The following is a 26,303-nucleotide window of genomic DNA, read 5'->3' as shown; positions in this document are numbered from 1 at the left end:
AGCCCTGGCTTTCAGTCTTTCGCCGAAGGCACTTCGGCGTCGCCCGGCGTCGGCTCGGTGTTGATTTCGGTGGCAACCTCGGTCACCGGGTAGGCCGCCCCGGCGTCTTCGTCGCTGACCTGTTCGCGCTCGCGCAGCCGGCGCGTCGTGATGCTGGCGGCGAGCAGCAGCATCAGCGTGCCCAGTGTGCCGCCCAGCAGCAGCAGGTTGCGCAGGCTGTGCCACTCGGCAAAGGCTTCAGTCGAGGCGGTGGAGACCACCACGTGCAGCGGGTAGCTGCCCACCTGCGCGAAGGCGACGATGTGGGCATCCGTCGCGTCGTCCGCACCTTCGTGGGCTTCCACGCCGCTGCCGCTGGGCGGCCAGCCTGCGGTGACCAGCGGGTGGTTGGCCGGCAGGTCACTGCCCATGCCCTGGCTGACACCGCCGAGCACGCGGGCCCGGACGCGCAAGTCCGGCCCGACCAGCGCCACGCTGCCGAGCTGACCCAGCGGCACCGTGCGATAAAGCGACTCGAAGTGGGTCGGGTCCAGCGAGGCCACGCCCACGCCCAGCGTGCGGCCGTCTTCTGCGACCAGGCGGCGCGAGAGCTGGATGGTCCAGCGCTGCGAGACCTTGCCCAGCACCGGCTTGCCGATGAAGATCGCATCGGCATTGCCGCCTGCGGGTGGATGCAGCACGGCCTGGATGTGCTCGCGTTCGTTGAGGTCGATCGGGCCGGTCTGCTGGCCGCCCGGATCCAGGCTGCTGCCGACGAAGTGGCCGTCCGGCCCGACCAGCGAAAGCTGCACCAGTGCCTTGCCCAGGCCGCTGGCGGCGGCGAGCCGCACCAGGTCCGGCGGCGTGCCGGCTCTCAGCGCGTCGCGGATCTGTCGCAGCGCCTGGTCCGCGCCGGCAATGACCTGGCCGGTACGGGCCTGCAGCTGCGCGGCCAGTTGGGCGTTGTGCTGCTGTTCGGCCTGCAGGGCCTGGTCGCGCTGGTGCGCCAGCAGCAGCAGGCCGGCGGCCCAGGCCAGCACGAGCAGCAGGCCAAAGCCCCAGGCGACGGCAGTGCTGGTGCGGGGGCGGCGCGTCATGCGGCGGGCCGGCAGCGGAACATGGCCCAGCTTTCCAGCGTGAGCACCAGCGCCCCGTCCTGCTGCACGGTTTCCCAGCGCGACTTGATCAAACCCACACCGGGCCGGCTGGCGCTGCGCCGGCGGTCCAGCACCACGAAGTGGCCGCGCAACACATCGCCCACGTAGACCGGCTGGTGCCAGCGCAGCTGTTCCACGCCGGGGCTGCCCAGGCTGGCGGCGCGCAGCAGCAGCGTGTCGCACACCATGCGCATCGACATTGCCGCGGTGTGCCAGCCGCTGGCGGCCAGACGGCCGAACAGCGAGGCTTCGGCGGCGGCGTCGTCCAGGTGGAAGGGCTGTGGGTCCCACTGGCTGGCGAAATCGATGATGGCCTCGCGGGTGACCGTCATCGGGCCGTAGGCGTGGCGGTCACCGGGGTGGAAGTCGTCCCAGTACAGCGTCGAGCAGTCGGCGCTGGGGGTTTCGGGCGGCGGCGGAGCAGCGGGTGGGAACATCGGTCGCTGGGGGCGGGCAGGCAGCCTGGCCAACAGCCAGGCGTGAGACGTGAGACGAAAGGCGCAGCATAGCCAGAAATGCAAGGCGATTGCAGCCTTGGCGGGCTGCCAGCCTGTCGTGCATCCCAGCGCGGTGCAGGGCTGCCGCCGGGCAAGCGTCGAACTTGCGACTATGATCCGCGTCCTGGGCTCGTGTGCCGGGCCGCGGCGTGGGGGTGATGTGCCTTGGGTGCAGGCCAACCGCGCGGTGGCCAGGCTGGGGGTTGCGGCGGCTTGCTGCCGTGGCCTGACGCAGGTGTTGGACGAAAGTGTTCGGTGCCTGGCAACAGGCCAGCAACGAAGCCCGCTTCACAATTCCTTTCACGTCCCCCAATTTTTGTCTGCAAGAGACTGGACCGTTCGCATGAAGAAGAGAACCCTGCTTGGCCTGCTGGCCGTGCTGCCGTTGAGCCTGCTGACCGCTTGCGGAAGCAGCGACAGCGGCGGCAGTACCTCCGCACGCCTGATCAATGCCAGCCCGGGCTACAGCTCGCTGGACCTGTATGTCGAGGACTCGTTGAAGGTGTCTGGCGTGGGCTTCGGCACCGCCAGCAGTTTCCATGATGTGGACAGCGGCGATGTCACGACGGCCCTGACCGTCTCCGGCTCGGCCACCGAACTGTTGACCCAGACCCGCACTTTCTCGGGTTCAGACAAGTACTCCATCGTGGCCTACGGCTGGGACGGTGCGTTGAAGTCGGCGGCCATCACCGAAGACGAAGACGAGGCCGACAGCGGCAAGACCAAGTACAGCGTGCTGAACACGTCGACCGACGCGGGCACCCTGGACGTCTACCTGACGGCTGAGGATGACGAACTGGCTTCGGCCACCGCTGTGCGGGCTGGCGTGGACGGAGGCACCCGTTCCGCGTTCAGCACCGTCACCTCCGGCACCTACCGCCTGCGCGTGACGGCATCCGGTGACACCGACGACGTGCGCCTGGATGTCTCGAATGTCGTGCTGCCCAGCAAAGGTGTGATGACGCTGATCCTGACGCCCACCAGCGGCGGCCTGCTGGTAAATGGCATGACGCTGCAACAAGGCGGCGACGTGACCCAGCAGTTCACGACCAAGGCGCGCATGCGCGTGGTGGCAGCAGTGGCCGGCGGCGCCAAGGTGACAGCCGGCGTGGGTGACACCACGCTGGTTGCAGGACTGCCTTCGCCTGGCATCCAGAACCCGTATGTGCTGGTCGATGCCGGCAGCGTCACGGTCAACGCTTCGGCAGGCAGCACCACGCTGTCGCCACTGACGCTGACGGTGGGTGCGGGCTCCGACACCACGCTGCTGGTGACTGGTGCCAGTGCGGCCGCCGCCACGGTGACGGCGCTGGCTGACGACAACCGCCTGCCGACCACGACGACGAAGTACAAGATCCGCATGGTGCACGTGTCGAACACGCTGGCTGCTGGCAGCCTGAACCTGACGGTCACCCTGTCGCCGGTGGTCAGCAACCTGACGTATGGCACCGGTTCGTCGTACGTGAGTCGCACATCCAGCACCGCCGCTGACGTGGTCGTCTCGTCCAACTCGGATGGCTCGACCGTCTATGAGAAGTCGGGCAGTGACGCGCTGTCGCTGACGGCCAAGTCGGTCTACACGATGTTCATCCTGGACAAGATCGACGGCACGCCTCAAGGCCTGTTCCTGCAGGAACGTTGATCGCCACCGGGCCCAGGGGGCCCGGTTCGATCTGCCAATAAAAGGGCCACCCTCGGGTGGCCTTTTGCCTTCTGACGAGCAGCCGCTTCAGCCCAGGCGCCCCGCCCGGAAGTCTTCCACCGCCTGGAAGACCTGCTCATTCGTGTTCATCACGAACGGGCCGTACTGGGCGATGGGCTCGCGCAGTGGGCGGCCGGCGATCAGCAGCAGGCGCAGTTCTGCGTCGCCATCGTTGCGAATGACCACGCCATCGCTGCCCGTCTCTTGCGCCAGGATGGCCATGCGCTGCACCGGCACCGGCTTGTCGCCGATCTGCGCTTCGCCGCGGTACACATAGCTGAAGGCGTGAAATTCCGGCGGCAGGGCCTGCGCGAAGCTGGCGCCCGGGGCGAGGTGGATGTCCAGGTACAGCGGCTCGGTGTGCTGGCGCTGGATGGCACCCTTCACGCCGGCCGCTTCGCCGGCGATCACGCGCACCGTCACGCCTTCGGACTTGAACTCCGGGATCTCGCTGCTCGGGATGTCGCGGTACCAGGCCGGTACCATCTTGTCCTTGGCGGGCAGGTTGAGCCACAGCTGGAAGCCTTCCATGCGGCCGGACTCCTGCTCCGGCAGCTCGCTGTGCACCAGGCCGCGGCCGGCGGTCATCCACTGCACGCCGCCGTTCTGCAGCAGGCCTTCGTGGCCGGCCGAGTCGCGGTGGCGCATGCGGCCGGCAATCATGTAGGTGACGGTTTCGAAGCCGCGGTGCGGGTGGTCCGGAAAACCGGCGATGTAGTCGTCGGCGCTGTCCGAGCCGAAGGCGTCCAGCATCAGGAACGGGTCCAGCCGGTACTGCAGGTCCTGCGTCAGCACCCGCGTCAGCTTGACGCCAGCGCCATCGCTGGTGGCCTGGCCGGCCACCAGCCGTTCGACGCGGCGCGGCAGCTTCAGCGCAGCGCCAGCCGGGGCGGTGGCAGGGGAGAGGACGGGGGTGTTCATGGAAAGCTCCTTGAAAGTGATGTGGGACCTGCGGTGGCCGATCAGGCCGTGACGGTCTTGTCCTGGTCGACGTGAGCGGCGATCTCGGCGCGGGCGTTGGCCAGCGCGGCGGCTTCGGCGTCCGGGCCCATGGCCAGGCCTTCGGCGTAGACAAAACGCACGTCGGTCATGCCCAGGAAGCCCAGCACGGCGCGCAGGTACGGGACCTGGCTGTCATGCGGCTGGTCGCGGTAGATGCCGCCACGGGTCAGCACGGCATAGACGGTCTTGCCGGTCAGCAGGCCGCGCGGGCCGTTGGCGGTGTATTCGAAGGTGACCTTGGCGCGGGCCACCGCGTCGATCCAGTTCTTCAGCTGGCTGCTGATGCCGAAGTTGTACATGGGCACGCCCAGCACCACCACGTCGGCGGCTTGCAGCTGCGCGATCAGCGCGTCGTCCAGCGCCACGCGGGCGTTCTGCGCTTCGTTGCGGGCCTCGGCTGGCGTGAACAGCGCGCCCAGCGCGCTTTCGTCCAGCACCGGGTGCGGTTCGCGGGCCAGGTCGCGCACGCTCAGCTTGGCCTCGGGCGACTGGGCCAGCAGGCTGGCGCTCAGTTCGTTGGCCAGGCGGGTGGAATGCGAGCCGGCGCCGTTTTCGAAGGCACGGGCGCTGGAGTTGATTTGCAGGATGTTCATGGTGAGGCTCCGGTGAGTGGGGTGGCAGGGCAGGAGAGAGTCGATGGGATGAACTGTATTGATTGGCGCTTTGGCGATAAAGCCGGGTTACTGGCTTTCTTTGTTCTGTTGGTGGAACAATCAAGTCCTGGCAGACCATGCTTTCTGGAGCTTTTGCGATGAGCACCCCCACCGTGGACCCGAGTGACCTGGCCTTGTTTGCCCACGTGGCGGACGCCGGCAGCTTCAGCAAGGCGGCCGATCGGCTGAACCTGCCGAAGTCCACCGTCTCGCGCCGGCTGTCGGCGCTGGAAAGCCTGCTGGGCGAGCGGCTGATGCTGCGCACCACGCGGCGGCTGACGGTGACCGAGTTCGGCGCCGCGGTGCTGGAGCACGCGCGCCAGGTCGTGGCCGAGGTCGACAGCACGTTGGCGCTGGCCCAGCACCGCCAGGCCGAGCCCAGCGGCGTGCTGCGGGTTTCGCTGCCGGGGGACGTGGCGATGCTGGTGCTGGGCAACGCCATCGCCGATTTCGCGCTGCGCCACCCCAAAGTCACGCTGGAGCTGGACCTGTCGCCGCGCAAGGTCGACCTGATGGCGGAGAACGTGGACCTGGCGGTGCGCATGGGCGAGCTGTCGGATGACGCCCACATGGGCGCACGCCGGCTGGTGACCTTCCACGGCGCGCTGTACGCCTCGCCAGCCTGGGCCGAGGCGCATGCGCAGCTGACGCATCCTTCCGAGCTGGTGGGCGAGCGCTGTGCGCTGCATGCGCTGGTGCTGGGCGCGCGCGCCGGCGAGCCGCCGCCTTGGTCGCTGAGCTGGCGTGATCAGAATGGCGGGCTGGAGGTCTGGACCGGGCTGCCGACGCGTCGCACGCTGGCGAATTCGCCGGCCATGCTGTTGCAGCTGGCCGCCGCCGGGCTGGGGGTGACGGCGGTGGCCGACTTTTTCGCCTACCCTTACCTGCGCAACGGCACGCTGGTCCAGGTCCTGCCGGGCTGGACGCTGCCGCCGGTGCCGGCCTGGGCGGTGTTCCCCGAGCGCCGCCTGATGCCTGCCAAGACGCGGGCCTTCATCGACACGCTGGTCAACGCGCTGGCGCCTTGCCGCGAACACGAGGCGGCGGCCAGCCTGCGGCACGCGTTGCCGGCGCTGCGGCCCGTCGCTGAACCCTTGCCACCCCCGGCCGCCGCCACTGCGATGGCAGCGGCCCCTCAACTGGAGCAGACCCCATGAAAGCCATCTGGAACCACACCGTGATCGCCGAGAGCGACGACATCGTCACCCTCGAAGGCAACCACTACTTCCCGGAAACTTCGCTCAAGCGCGAGTTCACGACCTTCAGCAACCACCGCACCAGCTGCGTCTGGAAAGGCCAGGCGCATTACCTCAGCCTGTTCGTCAACGGCGAGATGAACCCGGATGCCGTGTGGTTCTATCCCGAGCCCAGCGAGGCGGCGGCCGAGATCAAGGGCAGGGTCGCGTTCTGGAAGGGCGTGCAGGTCACGGACTGAAGACGGACTGAAGCAGCTTGGCGCACAATCGGCGGCTGGATTTTCCCCACCCTTCAACGGCTGGCCGCCAAGCGCCTTGCCGGCCACGAGCCGGCCCGGCACCGACGGCAGCTTTCTCGGAGCCCGACGTGCTGAACCGGCCTTTGTCTTCCCCCGCTTTTGTTTTCCGCACCCGCGCGCTGTGCGCCGCGATGGCCACCGCCGCGCTGCTGGTGACCGCCGGCCTGCCGGCCGCCCAGGCGGCCTACAGCCCGCCGTCTAGCAACGTGGCCTGGCTGCCTGCCGGCGCGGATGCCGACGTGGACAAGGCCTTCGCGCAAGGCAAGGCCGAGAAGAAGCCGGTGCTGGTCTACTGGGGCGCCAAGTGGTGCCCGCCGTGCAACCAGCTCAAGGCCACGCTGTTCAACCGCCAGGACTTCGCTGAGCGCTCGAAGAGCTTTGTCGCGGTGCACATCGACGGTGACCTGCCCGGCGCGCAGAAGCTGGGCGCCCGCTTCAAGGTGCGCGGTTACCCGACCATGATCCTGTTCAGCCCGGACGGCCAGGAAATCACCCGCCTGCCCGGCGAGGTCGACGCGCCGCAGGTCATGAACGTGCTGCAGATGGGCCTGGCCGGCGGCCGGCCGATCAAGACCGTGCTGGACGAAGCCCGCGCCGGCAAGCCCGTCAGCGCCAACGAATGGCGCATGCTGTCTTTCTACTCCTGGGACACTGACGAAACCCAGCTGGTTTCGCCCAACGACCGCCCGGGCCTGCTGGCCCAGCTGTCTGCGGCCGCACCCGCCAGCGAGGCCGAAGCCAGCACGCGCTTGCTGCTGAAGGCCCTGGCCGAGAGCGACGAAGGCAAGGGCATCAAGCCGGACGCTGCGACGCGCGAACGCATCAAGAAACTGCTGGCTGACCCGGTGGCCAGCCGCACGCTGATGGACGTGCTGGTCAATGCGGCACCCGACGTGGTCAACGCGCTGGCGCCGGCCGCCGGACCGGACCGCACGGCCCTGGCCGGCGCGATGGACAGCGCGCTGCAGCGCCTGCAGGCCGACGCCAGCCTGTCGCGCAGCGACCGCGTCTCGGCGCTGATCGCCCGCGTCGGCGTGGCCCGGCTGGACCAGCCCAAGGAAGCGCTGCGCCCCAAGCTGCCGGCGCCGCTGTTGAAGGAAGTGCGTGACATGGCCGCGGCCATGGACAAGGAGATCACCGATGGCTACGAGCGCCAGGCGGTCATCAGCTCGGCGGCCTACGCGCTGGGTGAAGCCGGCCTGTGGACCGAAAGCGATGCGCTGCTGAAGAGCAACCTGAGCAAGAGCCACTCGCCGTACTACCTGATGAGCCACCTGGGCGGCAATGCCAAGAAGCAGGGCAAGAAGGCCGAGGCACTGGGCTGGTACGAAAAGGCCTTCAACACCAGCGAAGGCCCGGCCACGCGGCTGCAATGGGGCTCCAGCTACCTGACGGCGCTGGTCGACATGGCGCCGCAGGACTCGGCCAAGATCGAGAAGGTCGCGGCCCAGCTGTTCACCGAAGCTGCCGGCCAGGAGGGTGCGTTCTACGAGCGCAGCGCCCGTTCGCTGCAGAAGGTCGGTGTGGAACTCGGCAAGTGGAACGCCAAGGGCGCGCATCAGGCCACGCTGGACCGGCTGCGCGCACAGCTGGCACCGGTCTGCGGCAAGCTGCCGGCGGCCGATGGCCAGAAGACGACCTGCGAAGGTCTGATCAAGACCCGCGCCTGAGCGCGAGGACGATGGGCGGCCTGCGCCGCTCATCCTGCCGGCCTGCGCTTCATGCGGCGTAAACGCGCGCCGGTCGCAGCCGGCTACCCGCAGTGGCCGTGGCGAGCGAGCATCAGGATTCCAGAAATTTCGGGAGTCATTGCTCATGCCATTTGATGCCAAGACCATGCTGCCCCTGCTGGCCCCGGCGCTGCTGACCGGCCTGCTGGCCACCGCGTCGCTTCAGACCTGGGCTGCAGAGGCGCCTGCCGCCACGCCAGCGCCGCAATTCCCGCTGCGCGACTTCTTCGCCAGCCCGCCACAAGGCTTCTTCCGCATCAGCGATGGCGGGCGCTGGCTGTCCTGGATGCAGCCTGCCGTGGGCGATGGCGGCCCCACGCCGCGCCGCAACCTGTTCGTGCAGACCCTGGACGGCAGCAAGCCGACCGGTCAGCCGCGCCAGCTGACGCGCGAAAGCGCACGCGACATCGCCAACTACTTCTGGAAAGGCGACGGCACGCTGCTGTTCCAGAAGGACTTCGGCGGCGACGAGAACTTCCACGTGGTCGCGGTCGATGCCGTGAGCGGCCAGGTGCGCGACCTGAGCCCGTACGAAGGGGCGCGGGCCGAGATCATCGACACGCTGGACGAAGACCCGGACAACATCCTCCTGCAGCACAACAGGCGCGACAAGCAGGCGATGGACGTCTACCGCGTCAACGTGAAGACCGGCGCCGAGACGCTGGTGGCACGCAATCCCGGCAACATCGTCGCCTGGCTGCCGGACCATGCCGGCAAGCTGCGCGTGGCGGTGGCGTCGGACGGCGTCAACAACCAGCTGCTGTACCGCGCCACCGAGGCCGACGAGTTCAAGGCCATCATCGCGACCGATTTCCGCACCGAGGTCAGCCCGCAGTTCTTCGACTTCGACAACCAGGGCCTGTACCTGCTGTCCAACCGCGGGCGGGACCGCAAGGCGCTGGTCAAGCTGGACCCCGGCAAGCCCGACCTGGAGCAGGTGGTCTACGAACACCCGACGGTGGACCTCTCCGGCGCCAGCTACTCGCGGCTGCGCAAGGTGCTGACGGTGGCCGAGTTCACCGAGGACAAGCAGGGCCGCCACAGCTTCGACGCGGCGACCACGCAGCTCTACGCTAGGCTGGCGCAGAAGCTGCCGGGTTACGAGCTGATGCTGCAGGCCAGCACGCGGGCCGAGGACAAGTTCGTGGTCGCCGCCGCCAGCGACCGCACGCCTGGCACGCGCTACCTGTACGACGCCAAGGCCGACACCTTGAGCAAGCTGGCCGACATCAACCCCAGGCTGCCCGAGGCGCAGATGGCGACGATGCAGCCGGTGCGCTACCGCGCCCGCGACGGGCTGGAGATCCCCGCCTACCTGACGCTGCCGGTTGACCGCGCGCCGAAGAACCTGGCCTGCGTGATCAACCCGCACGGCGGCCCGTGGGCGCGCGACCAGTGGGGCTTCAACCCGGAGGTGCAGTTCCTCGCCAACCGAGGCTACTGCGTGCTGCAGATGAACTTCCGCGGCTCCACCGGCTTCGGCCGCAAGTTCTGGGAAGCCAGCTTCGGCCAGTGGGGCCTGTCGATGCAGGACGACATCAGCGACGGCGTGGCCTGGCTGGTCGGCCAGGGCATTGCCGATCCGAAGCGCATTGGCCTGTACGGCGGCAGCTACGGCGGTTATGCCACGCTGGCCGGCGTGACCTTCACGCCCAAGCTCTATGCGGCCGCGGTGGATTACGTCGGCGTGTCCAACTTGTTCACCTTCATGAAGACGATCCCGCCGTACTGGGAGCCGTTCCGCCAGCAGATGTACGCGATGGTCGGCAACCCGGATGATCCGAAGGACAACGCCCGCCTGGCCGCCACCTCGCCCGCGCTGCACGTGGATCGCATCCAGACCCCGCTGCTGATCGCCCAGGGCGCCAAGGATCCACGTGTCAACAAGGCCGAGAGCGACCAGGTGGTGGAGGCGCTGAAGAAGCGGGGTGTCACGGTGCAGTACCTGGTGAAAGACAACGAGGGCCACGGCTTCCACAACGAGGAGAACCAGTTCGAGTTCTACGGCGCGATGGAAAGCTTCTTCGGCCAGCACCTCAAACCCTGAGCTTTCGGCGTTCGATCCCACGAGAGGGCCTGCGGGCCCCTCCTTGTTTTGACACCCTGCGGCCGCAGTTCGTGCGCGAAAGGCCACCGCTCGTGTCGGCCGATCCGCCATTCATGGGGGGCGGTGCCTGGCGACTGCGAGCGCTGGCGAGAATGCGCCGCATGCAATTCATCCTTCCCCTCCGGCCCGCCCCGCGAAGCCGCGGGCGCCGGCCTTCGCCAGATCCCAGGTCGGCAGTTCGCCTGTTGTGCAACAGCGCCACCGCGCCGGCCTTGGCCGTGCCTTTGCTCGCCTGTTTGCCGGCACCAGCTGAAGCTGCGGGCGCGGCCACGCTGCCGGGCCTTAGCCTGCAGCCTTGCCGGCTCAAGGGCGTGGAGGTCGGTGCGCGCTGCGGCGTGCTGAAGCGGCCGCTGGACCCGAGCAAGCCGGACGGCGTGCAGATCGACCTGCATGTCGCCGTGCTTCCGGCGGTGGCGCGCAACCCGAAACCCGACCCGGTGTTTTTCCTGGCCGGTGGCCCCGGCCAGAGCGCCATCGAGCTGGCTGGCACGGTGCAGCGCATCACGGCCCGTTTGCTGAACCGGCGCGACATCGTGCTGGTCGACCAGCGCGGCACCGGCGACAGCGCACCGCTGCGCTGCGACGACCAGGCACCGACGCGCTCGCTGCGCGACAGCGCCGATCCGGCCCAGGAAGCCGCGCTGCTGGTGCGCTGCCGCGAGCGGCTGCAGAAGCTGCCTTACGGTGACCTGCGCCAGTTCACCACCCCGATCGCGATGGCCGACCTCGAAGCCGTGCGCAAGGCGCTGGGCTACGGCCAGATCAACCTGATGGGTGGCTCCTACGGCACCCGCGCCGGCCTGGACTACCTGCGTCAGTTCCCGCAGCAGGTGCGCCGCCTGGTGTTGGACGGCGTGGCGCCGCCGGACATGGTGCTGCCGCTGTCTTTCTCGACCGACGCGCAGGCCGCGCTCGACGCCTTGTTCGGCGACTGCGAGCGCAACGCCGCCTGTCACGCCCAATACCCCGCGCTGCGCAGCCAGTGGCAACAGATTCTCGCCAGCCTGCCGCGCGAGGTGACGCTGCCGCAGCCGATGACCGGCCGCGAGGAGAAGGTCACCTTGACGCGCGACATGCTGACCGGCGTGGTGCGCTTGCCGCTGTACGCGCCCTGGCTGGCCGCCGGCCTGCCGCTGGCGGTGCAGGAGGCGAGCGAAGGGCGCTTTGCCGGGCTGGTTGGCCTGGGCCTGGGGGCCGCAGGCGGTGGCCGCGGTCTGGGCATCGCGAGCGGCATGCATTTCTCTGTCGTCTGCGCCGAGGACGTGCCGCGCATGCCGTTGGGCACCGACAAGCCCGGCGCCGATTTTGGCGACGGCCAAGCGCGTATGTACCAGCGCGCCTGCACCGACTGGCCACGCGGCGAGCTTCCGCCGGCCTTCTACGAGATTCACCCGTCCACGGCGCCTGTGCTGCTGCTGTCGGGCGCGTTCGACCCGGTGACGCCGCCGCGGCATGCGGCGCGTGTCGCCAAGGCGCTGGGCCCGCAGGCGGTGCACGTGGTGGTGCCCAACAGCGGCCACGGCGTGATGGCCCAGGGCTGCATGCGCGACGTGGTGTACCGCTTCATCAACCAGGACGACGCCGCCAAGGCGCTGGCCGACGCGCCCAAGGATGCCGGCTGCACCAGGCTGCTGCCGCGCCCGCCCGCCTTGCTGCCGCTGCAGCAGGCACCGGCAACTTCCCCCGCCGCCTCAGGAGCCGCGTCATGATTGAGGTACAGGATTTGGCCAAGCGCTTCCAGCAGGGCCGAGGCAGGCAGGCGCGCACGGTGCTGGCGGTGGACGGCGTGAGCTGGCAGGCGCGGGACGGCCGCATCACCGGGCTGCTGGGGCCCAATGGCGCCGGCAAGACGACCACGCTGCGCATGGTCGCCGCGCTGCTGCCGCCGGACACCGGCCGCATCGCGGTGGACGGCATCGACGTGGCGCAGCAGCCGATGCAGGCGCTGGCCCGGCTGGGCGTGCTCAGCGACGCGCGCGGGCTGTACCCGCGGCTCACGGCGCGCGAGAACATCGTCTACTACGGCCGGCTGCACGGCATGAGCCGCGCCGCGGCCAGCGCCCGTGCCGACACGCTGGCCAAGGTGCTGGACATGGCGCCGCTGCTGGAGCGCCGCACCGACGGCTTCAGCCAGGGCGAGCGCATGAAGACGGCGCTCGCCCGCGCGCTGGTGCACAACCCGCCCAACATCATCCTCGACGAGCCGACCAACGGGCTGGACGTGCTGGCCACGCGCAGCCTGCGCGAGGCGCTGCGCCGGCTGCGCGACGACGAGGGCAAGTGCATCGTCTTCTCCACGCACATCATGCAGGAGGTCGAGCGATTGTGCGACGAGGTGGTGGTGATCGCCCACGGCCGCACGGTGGCCGAGGGCACGGTGCCGGCGCTGCTGGCGCGCACCGGCGAAAAGGACTTCGAGGAGGCTTTCGTGAGCCTGGCGTTCAGTGAAGAAGAGCGGACCAGCCAGGCGCTGGCCGCGAGCAGGGGGTTGTCATGAATGCCGCGTGGAGTGTGTTCTGGAAGGAGCTGGTCGATGCGCTGCGCGACCGGCGCACGCTGTTGACCGTGCTGCTCAGCTCGGTCGCGATGGGGCCGCTGGTGCTGGTGCTGATCTCGACGCTGGTCTCCAGCATCGAAAAGCGGGCCGAGGCGCGCGAGGTGGTGGTGGCCGGGCTGGCGAATGCGCCGACGCTGCACAACTACCTGCTGCGCCAGACCTACACGGTGAGTGAAGCGCCGGCCGACTACGAACGGCAACTGGACACCAGCAAGTTGGGCGACCCGGTGGTGGTGGTACCGAAGGACTTCGAGGCCGACCTGGCCAAGGGCGAGATGCCGCTGGTCGAGCTGGTGAGCTCCAGCGCCAACCAGCGCGCCGAAGGCAGCGTGAACCGCATCGCGGGCCTGTTGCAGGGCTTCAACCGCGAGCAGGCGGCGCTGCGCCTTTCGCTGCGCGGCGTTTCGATGGGCTTGCTGCAGGCCACGCAGGTGGAGCAACGCGACCTGGCCAATCCGGCCGCACGCGCGGCCCGGCTGACCGCGATGCTGCCGTTTTTCGTGCTGATGGCCGTGCTCTACGGCGCGCTGAATGCGGCGCTGGACAGCACGGCCGGCGAGCGTGAGCGGGGCTCGCTGGAGCCCTTGCTGATGAACCCCGCCAGCCGTGGTGCGCTGGTGCTGGGCAAGTGGGGCGCGGTGGCCGCGGTGGCGATGCTGATCGCGCTGCTGTCGAGCTTCAGCTTCCTGCCGGGGCAATGGTTGTTGCGCAGCGAGACGCTGGCGGCGACCTTCCAGTACGGCTTGCCCGAGGCGCTGGCCTTCCTGGCGCTGCTGGCGCCGCTGGCCGGCGCCTTGTCTGCGCTGCTGATGGCGATCGCGATCCGCTGCAAGACCTTCAAGGAGGCGCAGGCCAGCGCCACGGTGATCGTGTTGGTGGTCTCGCTGCTGCCGATGATGAACATGATCAACCAGGACGGCGAAAAGCCCTGGCACCTGTGGCTGCCGGCGCTCGCGCAGTCGACGCTGATGAACCGCGTGCTGCGCGGCGAGGCCATCACGCCCATCGAGTGGGCCGAGCCGCTGCTGGCCTGCGCGGGACTGACCGTGCTGTGCCTGGCCTTCGTGGCTCGGCAGTTCAAGCGCGCTGCGGTGCGCTGAAGCGAGGCTGGATCACCGCCCAGCGCAGGCCGCGCCGGGCCGCCCCAAGCGGCCTGCGCAACCCGCTTGGCGGGTGGCTTCGCGTACTCGCGGAGCCGGGTGCCCCATTCAAGCCTGGCAGACGGCGCGCCAGACTTCGTCCTGCCACGGCAATTGCCGAACCAGCTGGCTCAGGTGCAGCGCCGATTCCGGCGCGCTCAGCACGTCACCGGCATCGCTGACCAGGCGCAGATTGGTCAACACGCCCATCGGGTCGACCATCGCGACGACCCCGTGCTGGATTTCTGCCCAGTCCCACAGCAACCCGGCCTCTCGCTTTCGGGTACGCTCGCACCACATGGTCTGACCCGCAAGGCGTTCGCCATGAGGGCCACCGCGTGTGATGCGTGTACCTAAGTGCACGAATTGCAGCCTGCGTTGCGTGTTTGCCTGACAAAATACCGTGGGCCACAAATAGATGGACCAGGGGGGTGGCATGGTGCTGCGCTGGCTGTGGGGCGTTGGAGCGTTCTGTGGCGAGAGCATGACCCGTAGTCTGGAGTGCACGTCTTGCGCTTGCTAGATGTAAGACCTGTCAGGGCTTGGACAACAAGCCCTGGCGCCGCGAATGGGGGGGTGGCATGACCAGTTCCCCCATGCTGGGCGGCAGTTTCCTGTCGGTGATGCAGGCTCAGTCGCGGGACGATTTCCGCAGTGAGATCGTGCGTTTTGCCAATGAGCTCGGCTTCACCTATGTGTCGGCGATGACGGTGATCGACCTGTCGTTGACGCAGTCCGAGTTCATCACCGTCGACAACACGCCGCAGGCTTTCCGCGACGTGTTCACCAACAACACCGATGGCCGGCGCGACCCGGTCATGCAGCACTGCAGGCGTGGCACGCTGCCCATCATCTGGAACCAGGACACCTACGTCAGCCAAGATGCCGGCGAGCTCTGGGAAGAGCAGGCTGCTTTCGGCTACCGCACCGGCGTAGCGCTGGCCATGCATTTCCCTGACGGCCGTCACTTCACGCTGGGCGTGGATCGCGACGAGGCCTTGCCGACCGAGCCGGGTTCGCTGAGCCGCATCGTGGCCGATCTGCAGTTGTTTGCAGTGCACGCGCAGGATGCCGCAATGCGCTTGTTCGTGCCGCCCGGGCGCCAGCTCGAGCGGCCCAAGCTGACGCCGCGCGAGCTGGAAGCCCTGCGCTGGACCATGGAAGGCAAGACCGCCTGGGAAGTCGGTTCCATCCTCGGCATCAGCGAACGCACCGCGGTGCTGCATTTGCAGAACGCGATGCACAAGCTTGGCTCGATCAACAAGCACCAGGCGGTACTGAAGGCCTTGCGCCTGGGTTTGATCCACTAGTGAGCCGCCCGCCAGCATGCGGGCCGGACGCGGGGACCCTGTCAGAGTTGACAGTGTCGGCAAATGGCGAGACTTGCTTCAATGAGGCCATGCGCAATCGATGCGCGCAACCCCACCGGAGTGACCCCATGAAGCAAGCCCTGAAATCTTTCGTCCGCCAAGCCTTCGGTGCCTCGCGTGGTGCCGTCGCCCGGCGCGCCCCGCAAGCTGCTGCACCGCTGCGCACGCTGGATCGGCAGGCCTTGCGCGCCGTGTCCGGTGGCACCGACGGTGGCGACCTGCCCAAGGGCACCTGGTAAGCCCCCACTGATTCACTCGCGACCGGGCAAAGCATCCGGTTGCTGCCTGCGGTAAGCGCAGGCCATTTTTCTCGCTGTCACTCGGTCTCCAGAAGGAAAAAAGGGAAGGCCAGGACGGACGTCTTGGGAATATAAGAAGCGAAAACTGCATGGGCGACCGGACTTCGTGTCCGGTCGCCCTTTGCTTTTTTTGGGGCCCGTCGCGTGCGCTGCGGGTGGCCCATCGCCATCAACCGAGGGGGTCGGCCTCCTATCATGTGGCCATGAGCAGCCCTAGGCCTTATCTGCCGATGCGCATTGCCAACCCAGCATGGCCCGGGGCTGGGCTGCCATGAGCTTGTTCAGGCCAGAGGCGGTACAGCACCGCCAGCAGGAATGGCTGGGCGCGATCCAGTTGTCGCGGCCGCTGGGCCTGCGCTGGATCACGACAGGCGTGCTGCTCAGCTTGCTGCTGGTGGGCGCCTTCCTGGTGCTGGGCCAGGCCAGCCGACGGGCGCATTTGAGCGGCGTGCTGATGCCCGACCAGGGCCTGGTGCGCATCGTGCCGCCGCTGGCGGCCACGGTGCAGCAGGTGTCGGTGGCCGAGGGCCAGCAGGTGCATGCAGGTGACCTGCTGTTCACCCTGAGGGTGGACGGTGCGCGCCTGAATGAAAGCTCCCAGGCCCAGTTGCAGCAGACCTTCGATGCCCGCATTCGCAGCCTGGAAGAAGCTGCGCAGCGTGCAAGCCGCTTGCAGGGCGAGCAGGCGCACGGCCAGGCCGATCGGGCTGAAGGCCTGCAGCGCGAGCTGGCGCAACTCGACGATCAGGCCAGGCTGCAGGCGCAACGGCTGGCGCTGGCGGAAAAGGCCCAGGCCCGGCTGGAGGCGCTGGAGAAATCGCAGTTCGTGTCTTCGGCGCAGGTGCAGGCGAGGGCCGAGGACGTGCTGGGCCTGCGCGCCGAGGCCGCTGCGTTGCAACGCCAGCGCCAGACGCTGGCGCGCGAGCTGACCCAGTTGCAGGCGGAGCAGCGTGAGTTGCCGCTGCAGTCGGCGCAGCAGGTCAGCGACCTGCTGCGCCAACGCGACGAGATTGCCGAGACGGCCGCCCGCGCGAACGAGGCGGCGACCCAACGCACGCTGCTGCTGCGTGCGCCATCTGACGGCACGCTGAGTAGCGTGAATGTGAGCGCTGGCCAACCGGTGAATGCAGATGCTGCGTTGGCCACGCTGTTGCCAGCCGGCGCCAAGCTGCAGGCCCAGCTGTATGCCCCGTCCAGCGCGCTGGGTTTCGTGGCGGTTGGCCAGACGGTGCAGCTGCGGCTGCAGGCCTATCCGTACCAGCGTTATGGCTGGCTGAACGGGGACGTCATCCAGGTGGCACTGGCACCGGTGCAGGCGGGGGAGCTGGCCAGCGTGCCGTTGACGGTCAAGCAGGGCGCGGGCAGTGAGCCGATGTACCGCATCACCGTGGCACTGGCCATGCAGTCCATGAGCGCCGACGGCCAGGCGCGTCCGCTGCTGCCGGGCATGCAGCTGGAGGCCGACGTGCTGCTGGAGCGGCGCCGGCTGGCGGAGTGGTTGTTCGAGCCCTTGCTGGGCTGGCGCAAGAGGATTTGAGGCATGCGAGGGCAGGGCACGGGCGCCGAGGGTGGGCCGGTCGATGACAGCAGCTTGGCGACAGAGGCGGTGCAACCCGCCGAACCCCGCCTGCGCTTTGGCTGGCTGCGGCCCAAGGTGCCGCTGATCCTGCAGACCGAAGCCGCCGAGTGTGGCCTGGCCTGTCTGGCGATGATTGCCGGCGCGCACGGCATGCACACCGACCTGCCCAGCCTGCGCGAGCGTTTCCAGATCTCGATGAAGGGTGCGACCGCGGCCGACGTGGCCGACATAGGCGCGGCGATGGGCCTGACCCCGCGCGCGCTGCGCGCCGAGCCCGAGCAGTTTGGCCAGCTGGCGCTGCCTTGCATCCTGCATTGGGACCTGAACCACTTCGTGGTGCTGGCCGAGTTCAAGCGCGGCGTGGCGACGGTGCACGACCCGGCGCGCGGCGTGCGCCGCATGCGCCTTCCAGCGCTGTCGCCGCATTTCAGCGGCGTGGCGCTCGAATTCACGCCAGGGGCCGGGTTTCACGTGGGCGAGGCTCGGCGGCCACTGCGCTGGCGCCAGCTGCTGGGCCGCGTCAGCGGGCTCAAGCGCGCATTGGGCCAGGTGCTGCTGTTGGCGGTGGCGCTGGAGCTGTGGCTGCTGCTGACGCCGTTTTTCCTGCAGTGGGTGGTGGACGGCGTGCTGGTCAGTGGCGAGCGCGACCTGCTGACCACGCTGGGCCTGGGCTTTGCCGGCCTGGTGCTGCTGCAGGTGCTGACGGCGGCAGCGCGCTCGTGGGCGGTGCTGCACCTGTCGGCGATGCTGAAGTTCCAGTGGCTGGGCAATGTGTTTGCCCACCTGCTGCGTTTGCCAATGGACTGGTTCGAGCGCCGCCACACCGGCGACATCTGGTCCCGCTTCAGCGCGGTGCAGCAGATCCAGGACACTTTGAGCACCAAGTTCGCCGAGGCCCTGATCGACGGGCTGATGGTGCTGTTGACGCTGGCGTTGATGGGGCTGTACAGCCCATTGCTGGCGGCCGTGGCGATTGGCGCGGTGCTGCTGTACACGCTGCTGCGCTGGAGCCTGGACGGCGCGATGCGCGAGGCTTCTGAAGAGGCGCTGGTGCACGAGGCGAAGAAGGCCAGCCACTTCCTGGAGTCGCTGCGCGGCGTCGGCGCGATCAAGCTGTTCAACGGCGAGGCGGGCCGCCAGTCGCGCTTCATGAACCTGGTGGTCGATTCGATGAATGCCGCGCTGGCGCTGCGCCGGCACGAGCTGGTGATGTCGGTGGGCCAGCGGCTGATCTTCGGGCTGGAGCGCGTGGCCGTGATCTGGCTGGGTGCACTGGCAGTGCTGGACCAGCAGTTCAGCGCCGGCATGCTGTTCGCGTTCCTGGCCTACCAGGAGCAGTTTGCGACCCGCGCCAGCGCACTGGTCGACAAGGCGGGTGAGCTGCGGCTGTTGCGGCTGCAGGGCGAGCGCCTGGCCGACATCGTGCTCACCCCCCCGGAGGCGGCCTTGCCTGGCCAGCGAGGCAACCTGCCGACCATCACCGGGCGGCTCACGGTGCAGGGCCTGCATTTCCGTTATTCAGACACCGAACCCGAGGTGCTGAGTGGCCTGAGCTTCGAGATCGCGGCCGGCGAGTCGGTGGCCATCGTCGGACCGTCCGGCTGTGGCAAAACGACGTTGCTGAAGCTGTTGCTGGGCATTCACGAGGCGCAGGCCGGCGAGGTGCTGATCGATGGCCTGCCGATGGCGCGCATAGGCCGCCAGCGCTGGCGCTCGCTGATCGGGACCGTGATGCAGGACGAGCCGCTGTTCGCCGGCTCGATTGCCGACAACATTGCATTTTTCGCGCCGGATGCCGACCCGCTGTGGGTCGTCGAATGCGCCAGGCTGGCCTCGGTGCACGAAGACATCGCGGCGATGCCGATGGGCTACGCCACGCTGGTCGGCGACATGGGCACGACGCTCTCGGGCGGGCAGAAGCAGCGTGTGCTGCTGGCCCGCGCGCTGTACAAACGGCCGCGCATCCTGCTGCTGGACGAGGCCACCAGCGCGCTGGACGTTGACCGAGAGCGTCTGGTCAACCGCGCGGTGCAGCAGCTGCAGCTGACGCGCATCATCGTGGCCCACCGGCCCGAGACGATTGCCAGCGCGCAGCGGGTGATCGTGTTGCAGGCGGGCAGGGTGGTGCAGACGCTGCGCACGGTGGGTGGCGTGGGCGGCGGCCAGGAGGCCTGAGTTCGGCTTCAGCCCGAGGGGGTGTGCGCCGGGCGTGTGAGCCGCTCCAGCTGTCCGATCCACAACATTGCGTGTTCGCGGTGCTCGCCGCACATGTCGGGCGACGGTTGCAGCGAGCCGCAGACCGAAGGCCGGCGGGGGTCACCAAACAGTTGGCAGCGGCCCTGGTCGTCCAACTGTACGCAGCGCTCTCCTGCCGGTTTGCCTTGCGGCATGCCGGGGATGGCGCTGGAGATGGACGGGGCGATGCAGCAGGCTGCGCAATGGGGGCGGCACTCCATCGCGGCATTGTTTCACGTGAAACCAGGGCGCTGCCACGTGCGGCTTTGGCGGCTTCGGCGGCGACCCTGCCAGCGTGACGGATGTGCCGGCATTCCCTAAAATCAAGGGTTGGCCGAACCGTCGGCCTGTCCAACTTGCGCACCATTTGCGCAACCGGCGTCGCGCGGGCTTGCGCCCACGCCGCCTGCGCTTTCCAGGAGCACGCCGTGCTGTATCCCAAAGAATTTGATGTCATCGTCGTCGGTGGCGGCCATGCCGGCACCGAAGCCGCGCTGGCGGCTGCCCGAATGGGCTGCGACACGCTGCTGCTGACGCACAACATCGAGACGCTGGGGCAGATGAGCTGCAACCCGTCGATCGGCGGCATAGGCAAAGGCCATCTCGTCAAGGAAGTGGATGCACTGGGCGGCGCGATGGCGCTGGCCACCGATGAAGCCGGCATTCAGTTCCGGATCCTGAACGGCAGCAAGGGCCCGGCCGTGCGCGCGACCCGCGCCCAGGCGGACCGGGTGCTGTACAAGGCGGCGATCCGCCACAAACTGGAAAACCAGCCCAGGCTGACGCTGTTCCAGCAGGCGGTGGATGACCTGATGCTGGAGGGCGATCACGTGGTCGGGGCGGTGACGCAGGTCGGCATTCGCTTCCGGGGCAGGGCGGTGGTGCTCACCGCCGGCACCTTCCTGGACGGCAAGATTCACGTGGGCCTGCAGAACCACGCTGGCGGCCGTGCGGGCGATCCGCCGGCGATCAGCCTGTCGGCCCGTTTGAAGGAACTGAAGCTGCCTCAGGGCCGGCTGAAGACCGGCACGCCGCCGCGGCTGGACGGGCGCAGCATCGACTTCTCCAAGCTGGCCGAGCAGCCCGGTGACCTGGAACCGGTGCCGGTGTTCAGCTTCATGGGCAGCACCCGCATGCACCCGCGCCAGGTGCCGTGCTGGGTCACGCACACCAACGCACGCACGCACGAGATCATTCGCAGCGGCTTCGACCGCAGCCCCATGTTCACCGGGATGATCGAAGGCGTGGGGCCGCGCTATTGCCCCAGCATCGAAGACAAGGTCAACCGCTTTGCCGACAAGGACGCGCACCAGATCTTCCTGGAACCAGAAGGTCTGACCACGCACGAGTTCTACCCGAACGGTGTGTCCACCTCGCTGCCGTTCGACGTGCAACTGGCGGCCGTGCGCTCGATGCTTGGCCTGGAAAACGCCCACATCCTGCGGCCGGGCTACGCCATCGAATACGACTATTTCGACCCGCGCGAGCTGCGCGCCACCTTCGAGACCAAGCAGGTCAACGGCCTGTTCTTCGCCGGCCAGATCAACGGCACGACGGGCTACGAAGAGGCGGCGGCGCAAGGCTTGTACGCCGGCATGCAGGCCGCGCTGCAGGTGCAGGGCAAGGCGCCGGTGACGCTGCGGCGCGACCAGGCTTACCTGGGCGTGCTGGCTGACGACCTGATCACCAAGGGCGTGACAGAGCCGTACCGCATGTTCACCAGCCGCGCCGAGTTCCGGCTGCAGCTGCGGGAAGACAACGCCGATGCGCGCCTGACCGAGCTGGGCCGCGAAATCGGGCTGGTGGACGATGCCCGCTGGGATCAGTTCAACCGCAAGCGCGACGCTGTTTCACGTGAAACAGAGCGGCTCAAGGCGACCTGGGTGCATCCCCGCAACTTCCCGGCGGTCGATGCCGAGGCGGTGCTGGGCAAGGCGCTCGAGCACGAATACAGCCTGACAGACTTGTTGCGCCGGCCGGGGGTGAACTACGACACCGTCGTCAGCATTGCCGCGACGGCACGGCCCGAGGCGGGTGTTTCACGTGAAACCTTGCGAGTCGAATTAGGCGCCGAACTGGCGGATGCGGTGATCGAGCAAATCGAGATTGCCACCAAGTACGCCGGCTACATTGACAAGCAGGTCGAGGAAGTTGGCCGCGCCCAGGCCTACGAAACGCTGAGGCTGCCGGCCGAGCTGGACTATGGCCAGGTCACCGCGTTGAGCTACGAGGTGCGCCAGAAGCTCACCCGCCATCGGCCCGAGACCCTGGGCCAGGCGGCGCGCATCTCGGGCGTGACGCCTGCGGCCATCTCGCTGCTGCTGGTCCACTTGAAGAAGAAGCGCCTGAGCAGTTTTGCCTTGCCGGACGACGCGCCGGCTGCAGCTTGAAATCTTGCGCCATGTTTTCACATCAAAAAGCTGCCTTCGCTGCATGAGCTCCCATCCTCTTTCGTCCGCACTGGACGCCGGCCTGCAGGCGCTGCACCTGACGCTGCCGCCGCAGGCACCGACCCAGTTGCTGGCCTACCTGGACCTGATCTCGCGCTGGAACAAGGTCTACAACCTGACGGCCATCCGCGATCCGCGGGAAATGCTCAGCCAGCATCTGCTGGACTGCCTGGCGCTGGTGGGTCCACTGGATGCGGCCGCCGGGCAGCGACCGGCCGATGCAGCGCCATGGCGGCTGCTGGACGTGGGCAGCGGGGCAGGGCTGCCCGGCGTGGTGCTGGCGATCTGCCGGCCGACCTGGTCGGTCACCTGCGTGGACACCGTTGCCAAGAAGGCCGGCTTCATCCGGCAAGTGGGCGCGGAGCTGGGGCTGGCCAATCTCAACGCCACGCACCAGCGCGTGGAGGCGATGACCGAGCCGCCGTTTGAGCTGATCACCTCGCGCGCGTTTGCCTCGTTGGTGGACTTCGTGACGTTGAGCCGGGCGCGCCTGGCGCCCGGCGGCCAATGGGTGGCGATGAAGGCCAAGCTGCAGGATGCCGAGCAGGCCGAGGTGCCGGCGGACGTGGTGATCCAGCGCGTGCAGCCCCTGCAGGTGCCGGGCCTGGCGGCCGAGCGCTGCCTGGTCTGGCTGGTGCCGCGCTGATCTGCCGTCCGCCAACAGCTGGGTCCCCAGGTCATCCCCAGGTCCATCCCAGCCTTGTCAGCATTCTGCCCACAGGCTTGTCCACACGAATTCGGTACTTTTTCAACTTACAGCCCCCAGGTCACCCACCGGCTGTACAAGACATTTCCACAAGTCTGTCCACAGGCGTGGGGCTGCGAGCTGCAAGGCGCGCTGCGCAGTTCGATGGCAAAACTCAGCGAGCTTGTGGCGTTTCGCGTGCAGCCACGGCCTCGCCCACCGGGAGCTGCTCTGCGCAGGTGACAATGCCCGCTTCGCCGGGTGCCCGGCCCGGTTGCCAACTGTCTGTCCATGTCCCGCATCTTCTGCATTGCCAACCAAAAAGGCGGCGTCGGCAAGACGACCACCTGCGTGAACCTTGCCGCCGGCCTGGCCAAGGTGGGCCAGCGCGTGCTGCTGGTGGACCTCGATCCGCAAGGCAATGCGACCATGGGTTCGGGCGTGGACAAGCGCACGCTGGAGACCAATGTCTATGACGTGTTGCTGGAGACGGCCACCGTTGCCGAGGCGAAGGTCCGGGCCGAGAAGGCCGGTTATGACGTGCTGGGCGCCAACCGCGAACTGGCCGGGGCCGAGGTCGAGCTGGTGGCGCTGGAGCGGCGCAACGAGCGCCTGCGGGGCGCGCTGAAGGCCGCGGCTGCGGACTATGACTTCGTGCTCATCGACTGCCCGCCGTCGCTGAGCCTGCTGACCCTCAACGGCCTGTGCAGCGCACACGGCGTGATCGTGCCGATGCAGTGCGAATACTTTGCGCTGGAGGGGCTGACTGACCTGGTCAATACCATCAAGCAGGTGCATGCCAACCTGAACCGCGACCTGGAACTGATCGGTTTGCTGCGGGTGATGTTCGATCCGCGCATCACGCTACAGACCCAGGTCAGCGAGCAGCTGAAGACGCACTTCGGCGACAAGGTGTTCGACAGCGTGATCCCTCGCAACGTCCGCCTGGCCGAAGCCCCCAGCTATGGCTTGCCGGGCGTGGTGTTCGACCCCGCCTCGCGTGGCGCTCAGGCCTTTGTGCAGTTCGCCGCGGAGATGGTGGAGCGGGTTGGCGGGAAGGGCGATCGACGCCTGATGGCGTGATCGCCCGGTCGTCCCGCCGGGCAGGCCTGGCTCAGAAGTCCCGCATCAGGTACATGCCGACATGGTTCGAGCCCACCTTGGACGGCGCGACCAGACCATAGATGCCGGAGCGATGGTGGATGCGAAAGCCCAGTTGCCAGCCGGGCAGGGCGTCGTGGTGCAGCACCACTTCGGGCGCCATGTAGAACAGCGTCGCGTAGTTGTCACTGCTCTTGTGGTGGTCCGGGTTGTCGTAGGGCTCGCCGCCAAAAGCGTGTGAAACGCCAAAGCTGCCGGCCAGGTCGATGTTCAGCCCGCCGAAGCTGGCGCCGGTGGCACCGACGCGCCAGGCGGCGATCAGCTCGTCGGTGTCCAGCCCGCCGTGATGGTGGAAGGCGCCGAATTCAAGGCCGTTGAACACCGGGATGCCGCCCCAGTCGCTCCAGCTTTTCATCCAGCCGAAGTCCTGCAGGCTGCGCCGCACCAGCACGCCCTCGATGACGGTGTTCTGGCCGGTGATCTTGCCTTCGAAGGCATGCGGGACGATGTCCAGCAGGTTGTCCTTGATCAGCTTGCCGCCGTACAGGCCGATGGACCAGGTGCCGTCGCCGGCACGCGGCTCAGCAGCGGACGCCGCGGCCGGCAAGCCGGCGGCCAGCGCTGCCGCGCATGCCAGCAAGTGCCACGGCACGCCACTGGAGGCGGCGCGAAGGCTGGAACGCTGCGCCGATGGCGGCAGCAATGAATCGGCACCGCGCTGAGCGGGCCGGAAACGAGAAGTGACCAACAACAAACATGCCTCCCGGGGCATGTGCCCCCCACGGTGACGGATGGAACCGAGTATGGGCAATTGCAAGCAAATACAGCGTAGGACAACTGCCCATGCTGAGCATGCCCCAGTCGGTTGTCTGCGTCTGTCCCCCCGTGGGGTGATGAACTGCAGCTTAGGGGGTCACAGCCCCAGCGACTCCTCGACGCCCAGGTGCACGTTCATGGCCTGCACCGCGGCGCCGCTGGCGCCCTTGCCCAGGTTATCCAAGCGGGTCAGCAGCAGAGCCTGGTGGGCATTGGCGAACACGAAGATGTCGACCCGATTGGTGTCGTTGCAGGCCTGTACGTCGAAGAAGCCTTCTTCGACCGTGGCCGGATCGCCGCCCAGCGGCATCACGCGGATGAAGGCTTCGCCGGCATAACGTTCGGCCAGCGCATGCCGCAGTGCGGAGGCGTCGGTGCCGGGCTTGAGTTGCGAGAGGTGCAGCGGCACGCTGACGGCCAGGCCCTTGTAGAAGTTGGCGACCACCGGCAGGAACACCGGTGGCTGCTGCAGCCCCGTGTGCGCGGCCATTTCGGGCAGGTGCTTGTGGGCCAGGCCCAGCGCATAAGGGCGCGGCGCGTCCAGACGGACGTCACCGCCTTCCTGGTATTGCTCGATCATCTTCTTGCCGCCGCCAGAGTAGCCGGTCAGCGAGGTCGCCGAGACGGCGGCATCCGCCGGCACGAGGCCAGCGTCCACCAGTGGCCGCAGCGCCAGGATGAAGGCGCTGGCGTGGCAGCCGGGATTGGCAATGCGCTTGCTGGCGCGGATCGCGTCGCGCTGGCCCGGCGCCAGTTCGGGCATGCCGAAGGTCCAGCCAGGCACCGTGCGGTGCGCGGTGCTGGCGTCGATCAGGCAGGTATTGGGGTTGTCGACCAGCGAGACGGCTTCGCGCGAGGCCGCGTCCGGCAGGCAGAGGAAGGCCACGTCGGCGGCATTCAGCAGCCGGGCGCGCTCGGCGTTGTCCTTGCGCTTTTCGGCGTCAATGCGCAGGACTTCGATGTCCGGCCGGCGCGCCAGGTATTCATGGATGCGCAGACCGGTGGTGCCTTCCTGGCCGTCGACAAAGACTTTGTAGCTCATGCGATCCTCATTCGGTCGTCTTGGAATGGCTTGCGCCAGAATCAAGGTCAACTTCACAGCATACGGCATTGACCCGGCGATTTGCATGACCAAGCTTTTGACCGAGCCCAGGGTGCTGCTGCTGCCGGGCTGGCAGAACTCCGGCCCCGCCCATTGGCAGAGCCGCTGGGAAGTCCTCTACGGCGACGAGCGGGTGCTGCAGGCTGACTGGGACTGGCCGCGCCGGGGCGACTGGATGGCGCGGCTGGACGAGGTGCTGCTGGCCGACGCACGGCCGGCGGTGCTGGTCGCGCACAGCCTGGGCTGCCAGCTGGTGGCCGCATGGGCTGCGCACTCCAAGCACACCGCGCGGGTCGGTGCCGCTTTGCTGGTCGCGCCGCCGGACACCGAGCGCGAGGACATGCCACCCCAGCTACACAACTGGCAACCCATCGCGCGCAAGCCGCTGCCGTTCCCGGCCGTGGCCCTGGTCAGCAGCGACGACCCGTTCTGCAGCCTGCCGCGAGCCATGCAGATGGCTGCCGACTGGGGCGTGGCCTGCCTGGCGCTGGGGCCGCTCGGTCACCTGAACGGCGACTCCGGCCTGGGTGACTGGCCGGAGGGCAGGGCGGTGCTGCAGCATCTGATGGCGGACCCGGATGACGCCGGGGAAGATCACGGCGGCGAAGACAAAGTGTCATGAACCCGGGCTGAATCCCGGCCATCGCT

General features: G+C 68.1%; 24 protein-coding genes. 16 read left to right on the top strand and 8 right to left on the bottom strand.

Features of this window, described 5'->3' with window-relative positions:
- Positions 1–11: 11 nt before the first annotated feature.
- The gene (locus tag LRH25_RS06985; RefSeq protein WP_231010541.1) at positions 12–1,076 is read right to left on the bottom strand and encodes a cache domain-containing protein; all 1,065 of its coding nucleotides are present in this window, start codon (positions 1,074–1,076) and stop codon (positions 12–14) included.
- On the bottom strand, positions 1,073–1,573 hold the full coding sequence (locus tag LRH25_RS06980) for a MaoC family dehydratase (RefSeq protein ID WP_141289694.1): 501 nt from the start codon (positions 1,571–1,573) through the stop codon (positions 1,073–1,075). The genes LRH25_RS06985 and LRH25_RS06980 overlap by 4 nt, the downstream gene beginning before the upstream one ends.
- 403 nt (positions 1,574–1,976) lie before the next feature.
- Between LRH25_RS06980 and LRH25_RS06975 the strand changes: the two genes are divergently transcribed.
- Complete coding sequence (locus LRH25_RS06975; protein ID WP_170201001.1) at positions 1,977–3,275, top strand: DUF4397 domain-containing protein; 1,299 nt, start codon at positions 1,977–1,979, stop codon at positions 3,273–3,275.
- Positions 3,276–3,362: 87 nt separating this feature from the next.
- On the opposite strand, the gene LRH25_RS06970 is transcribed toward LRH25_RS06975, so the two are convergent.
- Together LRH25_RS06970 and LRH25_RS06965 are read right to left on the bottom strand one after the other, a co-directional pair.
- Complete coding sequence (locus LRH25_RS06970) at positions 3,363–4,256, bottom strand: pirin family protein (protein WP_141289696.1); 894 nt, start codon at positions 4,254–4,256, stop codon at positions 3,363–3,365.
- Positions 4,257–4,297: 41 nt separating this feature from the next.
- Positions 4,298–4,930 carry an FMN-dependent NADH-azoreductase gene (locus LRH25_RS06965; RefSeq protein WP_141289697.1) on the bottom strand — a complete coding sequence of 211 codons (633 nt, stop codon included), beginning with the start codon at positions 4,928–4,930 and terminating at the stop codon, positions 4,298–4,300.
- 158 nt (positions 4,931–5,088) lie between these two features.
- On the opposite strand from LRH25_RS06965, the gene LRH25_RS06960 reads away from it, so the two are divergent.
- The 7 genes from LRH25_RS06960 (at position 5,089) to LRH25_RS06930 (ending at position 13,979) form a co-directional block, all read left to right on the top strand.
- A complete protein-coding gene (locus LRH25_RS06960; protein WP_231010540.1) occupies positions 5,089–6,147 on the top strand; it encodes a LysR family transcriptional regulator in 1,059 nt (352 codons plus the stop codon).
- Complete coding sequence (locus LRH25_RS06955; protein ID WP_231010539.1) at positions 6,144–6,425, top strand: DUF427 domain-containing protein; 282 nt, start codon at positions 6,144–6,146, stop codon at positions 6,423–6,425. Before LRH25_RS06960 ends, LRH25_RS06955 begins: the two co-directional genes overlap by 4 nt.
- A 128-nt stretch (positions 6,426–6,553) precedes the next feature.
- On the top strand, positions 6,554–8,155 hold the full coding sequence (locus LRH25_RS06950) for a thioredoxin family protein (RefSeq protein ID WP_231010538.1): 1,602 nt from the start codon (positions 6,554–6,556) through the stop codon (positions 8,153–8,155).
- A gap of 166 nt (positions 8,156–8,321) precedes the next feature.
- Positions 8,322–10,262 carry a S9 family peptidase gene (locus tag LRH25_RS06945; RefSeq protein ID WP_141289993.1) on the top strand — a complete coding sequence of 647 codons (1,941 nt, stop codon included), beginning with the start codon at positions 8,322–8,324 and terminating at the stop codon, positions 10,260–10,262.
- 296 nt (positions 10,263–10,558) lie between these two features.
- A complete protein-coding gene (locus LRH25_RS06940) occupies positions 10,559–12,031 on the top strand; it encodes an alpha/beta fold hydrolase (protein WP_231010537.1) in 1,473 nt (490 codons plus the stop codon).
- Positions 12,028–12,819, top strand: coding sequence for an ABC transporter ATP-binding protein (locus LRH25_RS06935; RefSeq protein WP_231010536.1), 792 nt, complete (start codon positions 12,028–12,030; stop codon positions 12,817–12,819). The genes LRH25_RS06940 and LRH25_RS06935 overlap by 4 nt, the downstream gene beginning before the upstream one ends.
- On the top strand, positions 12,816–13,979 hold the full coding sequence (locus LRH25_RS06930; protein WP_141289548.1) for an ABC transporter permease: 1,164 nt from the start codon (positions 12,816–12,818) through the stop codon (positions 13,977–13,979). The genes LRH25_RS06935 and LRH25_RS06930 overlap by 4 nt, the downstream gene beginning before the upstream one ends.
- A gap of 108 nt (positions 13,980–14,087) precedes the next feature.
- Here LRH25_RS06930 and LRH25_RS33370 read toward each other — a convergent pair whose 3' ends face one another.
- Positions 14,088–14,456, bottom strand: a complete 369-nt coding sequence (locus LRH25_RS33370; protein ID WP_510591021.1) for a DUF4902 domain-containing protein — start codon at positions 14,454–14,456, stop codon at positions 14,088–14,090.
- A gap of 143 nt (positions 14,457–14,599) precedes the next feature.
- Here LRH25_RS33370 and LRH25_RS06920 point away from each other — a divergent pair, with 143 nt between their 5' ends.
- From LRH25_RS06920 to LRH25_RS06905, 4 genes are all read left to right on the top strand, one after another.
- Positions 14,600–15,328: an autoinducer binding domain-containing protein gene (locus LRH25_RS06920; RefSeq protein ID WP_141289550.1), complete on the top strand. Its 729-nt coding sequence runs from the start codon at positions 14,600–14,602 to the stop codon at positions 15,326–15,328.
- A 128-nt stretch (positions 15,329–15,456) separates the two neighbouring features.
- On the top strand, positions 15,457–15,627 hold the full coding sequence (locus LRH25_RS06915; protein WP_170200984.1) for a hypothetical protein: 171 nt from the start codon (positions 15,457–15,459) through the stop codon (positions 15,625–15,627).
- 331 nt (positions 15,628–15,958) lie between these two features.
- Positions 15,959–17,224, top strand: a complete 1,266-nt coding sequence (locus tag LRH25_RS06910) for a beta-barrel domain-containing protein (RefSeq protein WP_170200985.1) — start codon at positions 15,959–15,961, stop codon at positions 17,222–17,224.
- A 3-nt stretch (positions 17,225–17,227) separates the two neighbouring features.
- Complete coding sequence (locus tag LRH25_RS06905) at positions 17,228–19,441, top strand: peptidase domain-containing ABC transporter (RefSeq protein ID WP_231010534.1); 2,214 nt, start codon at positions 17,228–17,230, stop codon at positions 19,439–19,441.
- An 8-nt stretch (positions 19,442–19,449) separates the two neighbouring features.
- Here LRH25_RS06905 and LRH25_RS06900 read toward each other — a convergent pair whose 3' ends face one another.
- Complete coding sequence (locus LRH25_RS06900; protein WP_141288720.1) at positions 19,450–19,722, bottom strand: YkgJ family cysteine cluster protein; 273 nt, start codon at positions 19,720–19,722, stop codon at positions 19,450–19,452.
- Positions 19,723–19,929: 207 nt separating this feature from the next.
- On the opposite strand from LRH25_RS06900, the gene mnmG reads away from it, so the two are divergent.
- The 3 genes from mnmG to LRH25_RS06885 all read left to right on the top strand — a co-directional run bounded on the left by mnmG (position 19,930) and on the right by LRH25_RS06885 (position 23,719).
- Positions 19,930–21,891, top strand: coding sequence for a tRNA uridine-5-carboxymethylaminomethyl(34) synthesis enzyme MnmG (gene mnmG, locus LRH25_RS06895; RefSeq protein ID WP_141288722.1), 1,962 nt, complete (start codon positions 19,930–19,932; stop codon positions 21,889–21,891).
- A 43-nt stretch (positions 21,892–21,934) separates the two neighbouring features.
- A complete protein-coding gene (rsmG, locus tag LRH25_RS06890; protein WP_141288724.1) occupies positions 21,935–22,597 on the top strand; it encodes a 16S rRNA (guanine(527)-N(7))-methyltransferase RsmG in 663 nt (220 codons plus the stop codon).
- A 330-nt stretch (positions 22,598–22,927) separates the two neighbouring features.
- Positions 22,928–23,719 (top strand): ParA family protein, encoded by a 792-nt coding sequence (locus tag LRH25_RS06885; protein WP_141288726.1) that lies wholly within the window; start codon positions 22,928–22,930, stop codon positions 23,717–23,719.
- A 31-nt stretch (positions 23,720–23,750) separates the two neighbouring features.
- Here LRH25_RS06885 and LRH25_RS06880 read toward each other — a convergent pair whose 3' ends face one another.
- Together LRH25_RS06880 and argC are read right to left on the bottom strand one after the other, a co-directional pair.
- Entirely contained in the window at positions 23,751–24,488 is a 738-nt protein-coding gene (locus LRH25_RS06880) for a hypothetical protein (protein ID WP_231010533.1), read from the bottom strand.
- Positions 24,489–24,650: 162 nt separating this feature from the next.
- Positions 24,651–25,595 (bottom strand): N-acetyl-gamma-glutamyl-phosphate reductase, encoded by a 945-nt coding sequence (argC, locus tag LRH25_RS06875; protein WP_141286444.1) that lies wholly within the window; start codon positions 25,593–25,595, stop codon positions 24,651–24,653.
- A gap of 85 nt (positions 25,596–25,680) precedes the next feature.
- On the opposite strand from argC, the gene LRH25_RS06870 reads away from it, so the two are divergent.
- Positions 25,681–26,277 carry an RBBP9/YdeN family alpha/beta hydrolase gene (locus LRH25_RS06870; RefSeq protein ID WP_141286446.1) on the top strand — a complete coding sequence of 199 codons (597 nt, stop codon included), beginning with the start codon at positions 25,681–25,683 and terminating at the stop codon, positions 26,275–26,277.
- Positions 26,278–26,303 lie beyond the last annotated feature (26 nt).

It is taken from the genome of Ideonella azotifigens (assembly GCF_021043325.1).
Taxonomy (GTDB): domain Bacteria; phylum Pseudomonadota; class Gammaproteobacteria; order Burkholderiales; family Burkholderiaceae_C; genus Ideonella; species Ideonella azotifigens.
Note: the sequence above shows the minus strand (reverse complement) of the source record. Positions and strands in the feature narration are given on the sequence as shown.

Coding starts and splice junctions, on each gene's coding strand:
- LRH25_RS06955 (WP_231010539.1), top strand. CDS start 6,144: ATGAAAGCCATCTGGAACCACACCGTGATCGCCGAGAGCGACGACATC.
- LRH25_RS06900 (WP_141288720.1), bottom strand. CDS start 19,722: ATGGAGTGCCGCCCCCATTGCGCAGCCTGCTGCATCGCCCCGTCCATC.
- LRH25_RS06920 (WP_141289550.1), top strand. CDS start 14,600: ATGACCAGTTCCCCCATGCTGGGCGGCAGTTTCCTGTCGGTGATGCAG.
- LRH25_RS06915 (WP_170200984.1), top strand. CDS start 15,457: ATGAAGCAAGCCCTGAAATCTTTCGTCCGCCAAGCCTTCGGTGCCTCG.
- rsmG (WP_141288724.1), top strand. CDS start 21,935: ATGAGCTCCCATCCTCTTTCGTCCGCACTGGACGCCGGCCTGCAGGCG.
- LRH25_RS06965 (WP_141289697.1), bottom strand. CDS start 4,930: ATGAACATCCTGCAAATCAACTCCAGCGCCCGTGCCTTCGAAAACGGC.
- LRH25_RS06905 (WP_231010534.1), top strand. CDS start 17,228: ATGCGAGGGCAGGGCACGGGCGCCGAGGGTGGGCCGGTCGATGACAGC.
- LRH25_RS06870 (WP_141286446.1), top strand. CDS start 25,681: ATGACCAAGCTTTTGACCGAGCCCAGGGTGCTGCTGCTGCCGGGCTGG.
- LRH25_RS06975 (WP_170201001.1), top strand. CDS start 1,977: ATGAAGAAGAGAACCCTGCTTGGCCTGCTGGCCGTGCTGCCGTTGAGC.
- LRH25_RS06910 (WP_170200985.1), top strand. CDS start 15,959: ATGAGCTTGTTCAGGCCAGAGGCGGTACAGCACCGCCAGCAGGAATGG.
- LRH25_RS06970 (WP_141289696.1), bottom strand. CDS start 4,256: ATGAACACCCCCGTCCTCTCCCCTGCCACCGCCCCGGCTGGCGCTGCG.
- LRH25_RS06935 (WP_231010536.1), top strand. CDS start 12,028: ATGATTGAGGTACAGGATTTGGCCAAGCGCTTCCAGCAGGGCCGAGGC.
- LRH25_RS06985 (WP_231010541.1), bottom strand. CDS start 1,076: ATGACGCGCCGCCCCCGCACCAGCACTGCCGTCGCCTGGGGCTTTGGC.
- LRH25_RS06930 (WP_141289548.1), top strand. CDS start 12,816: ATGAATGCCGCGTGGAGTGTGTTCTGGAAGGAGCTGGTCGATGCGCTG.
- LRH25_RS33370 (WP_510591021.1), bottom strand. CDS start 14,456: ATGCCACCCCCCTGGTCCATCTATTTGTGGCCCACGGTATTTTGTCAG.
- LRH25_RS06885 (WP_141288726.1), top strand. CDS start 22,928: ATGTCCCGCATCTTCTGCATTGCCAACCAAAAAGGCGGCGTCGGCAAG.
- LRH25_RS06945 (WP_141289993.1), top strand. CDS start 8,322: ATGCTGCCCCTGCTGGCCCCGGCGCTGCTGACCGGCCTGCTGGCCACC.
- LRH25_RS06980 (WP_141289694.1), bottom strand. CDS start 1,573: ATGTTCCCACCCGCTGCTCCGCCGCCGCCCGAAACCCCCAGCGCCGAC.
- argC (WP_141286444.1), bottom strand. CDS start 25,595: ATGAGCTACAAAGTCTTTGTCGACGGCCAGGAAGGCACCACCGGTCTG.
- LRH25_RS06960 (WP_231010540.1), top strand. CDS start 5,089: ATGAGCACCCCCACCGTGGACCCGAGTGACCTGGCCTTGTTTGCCCAC.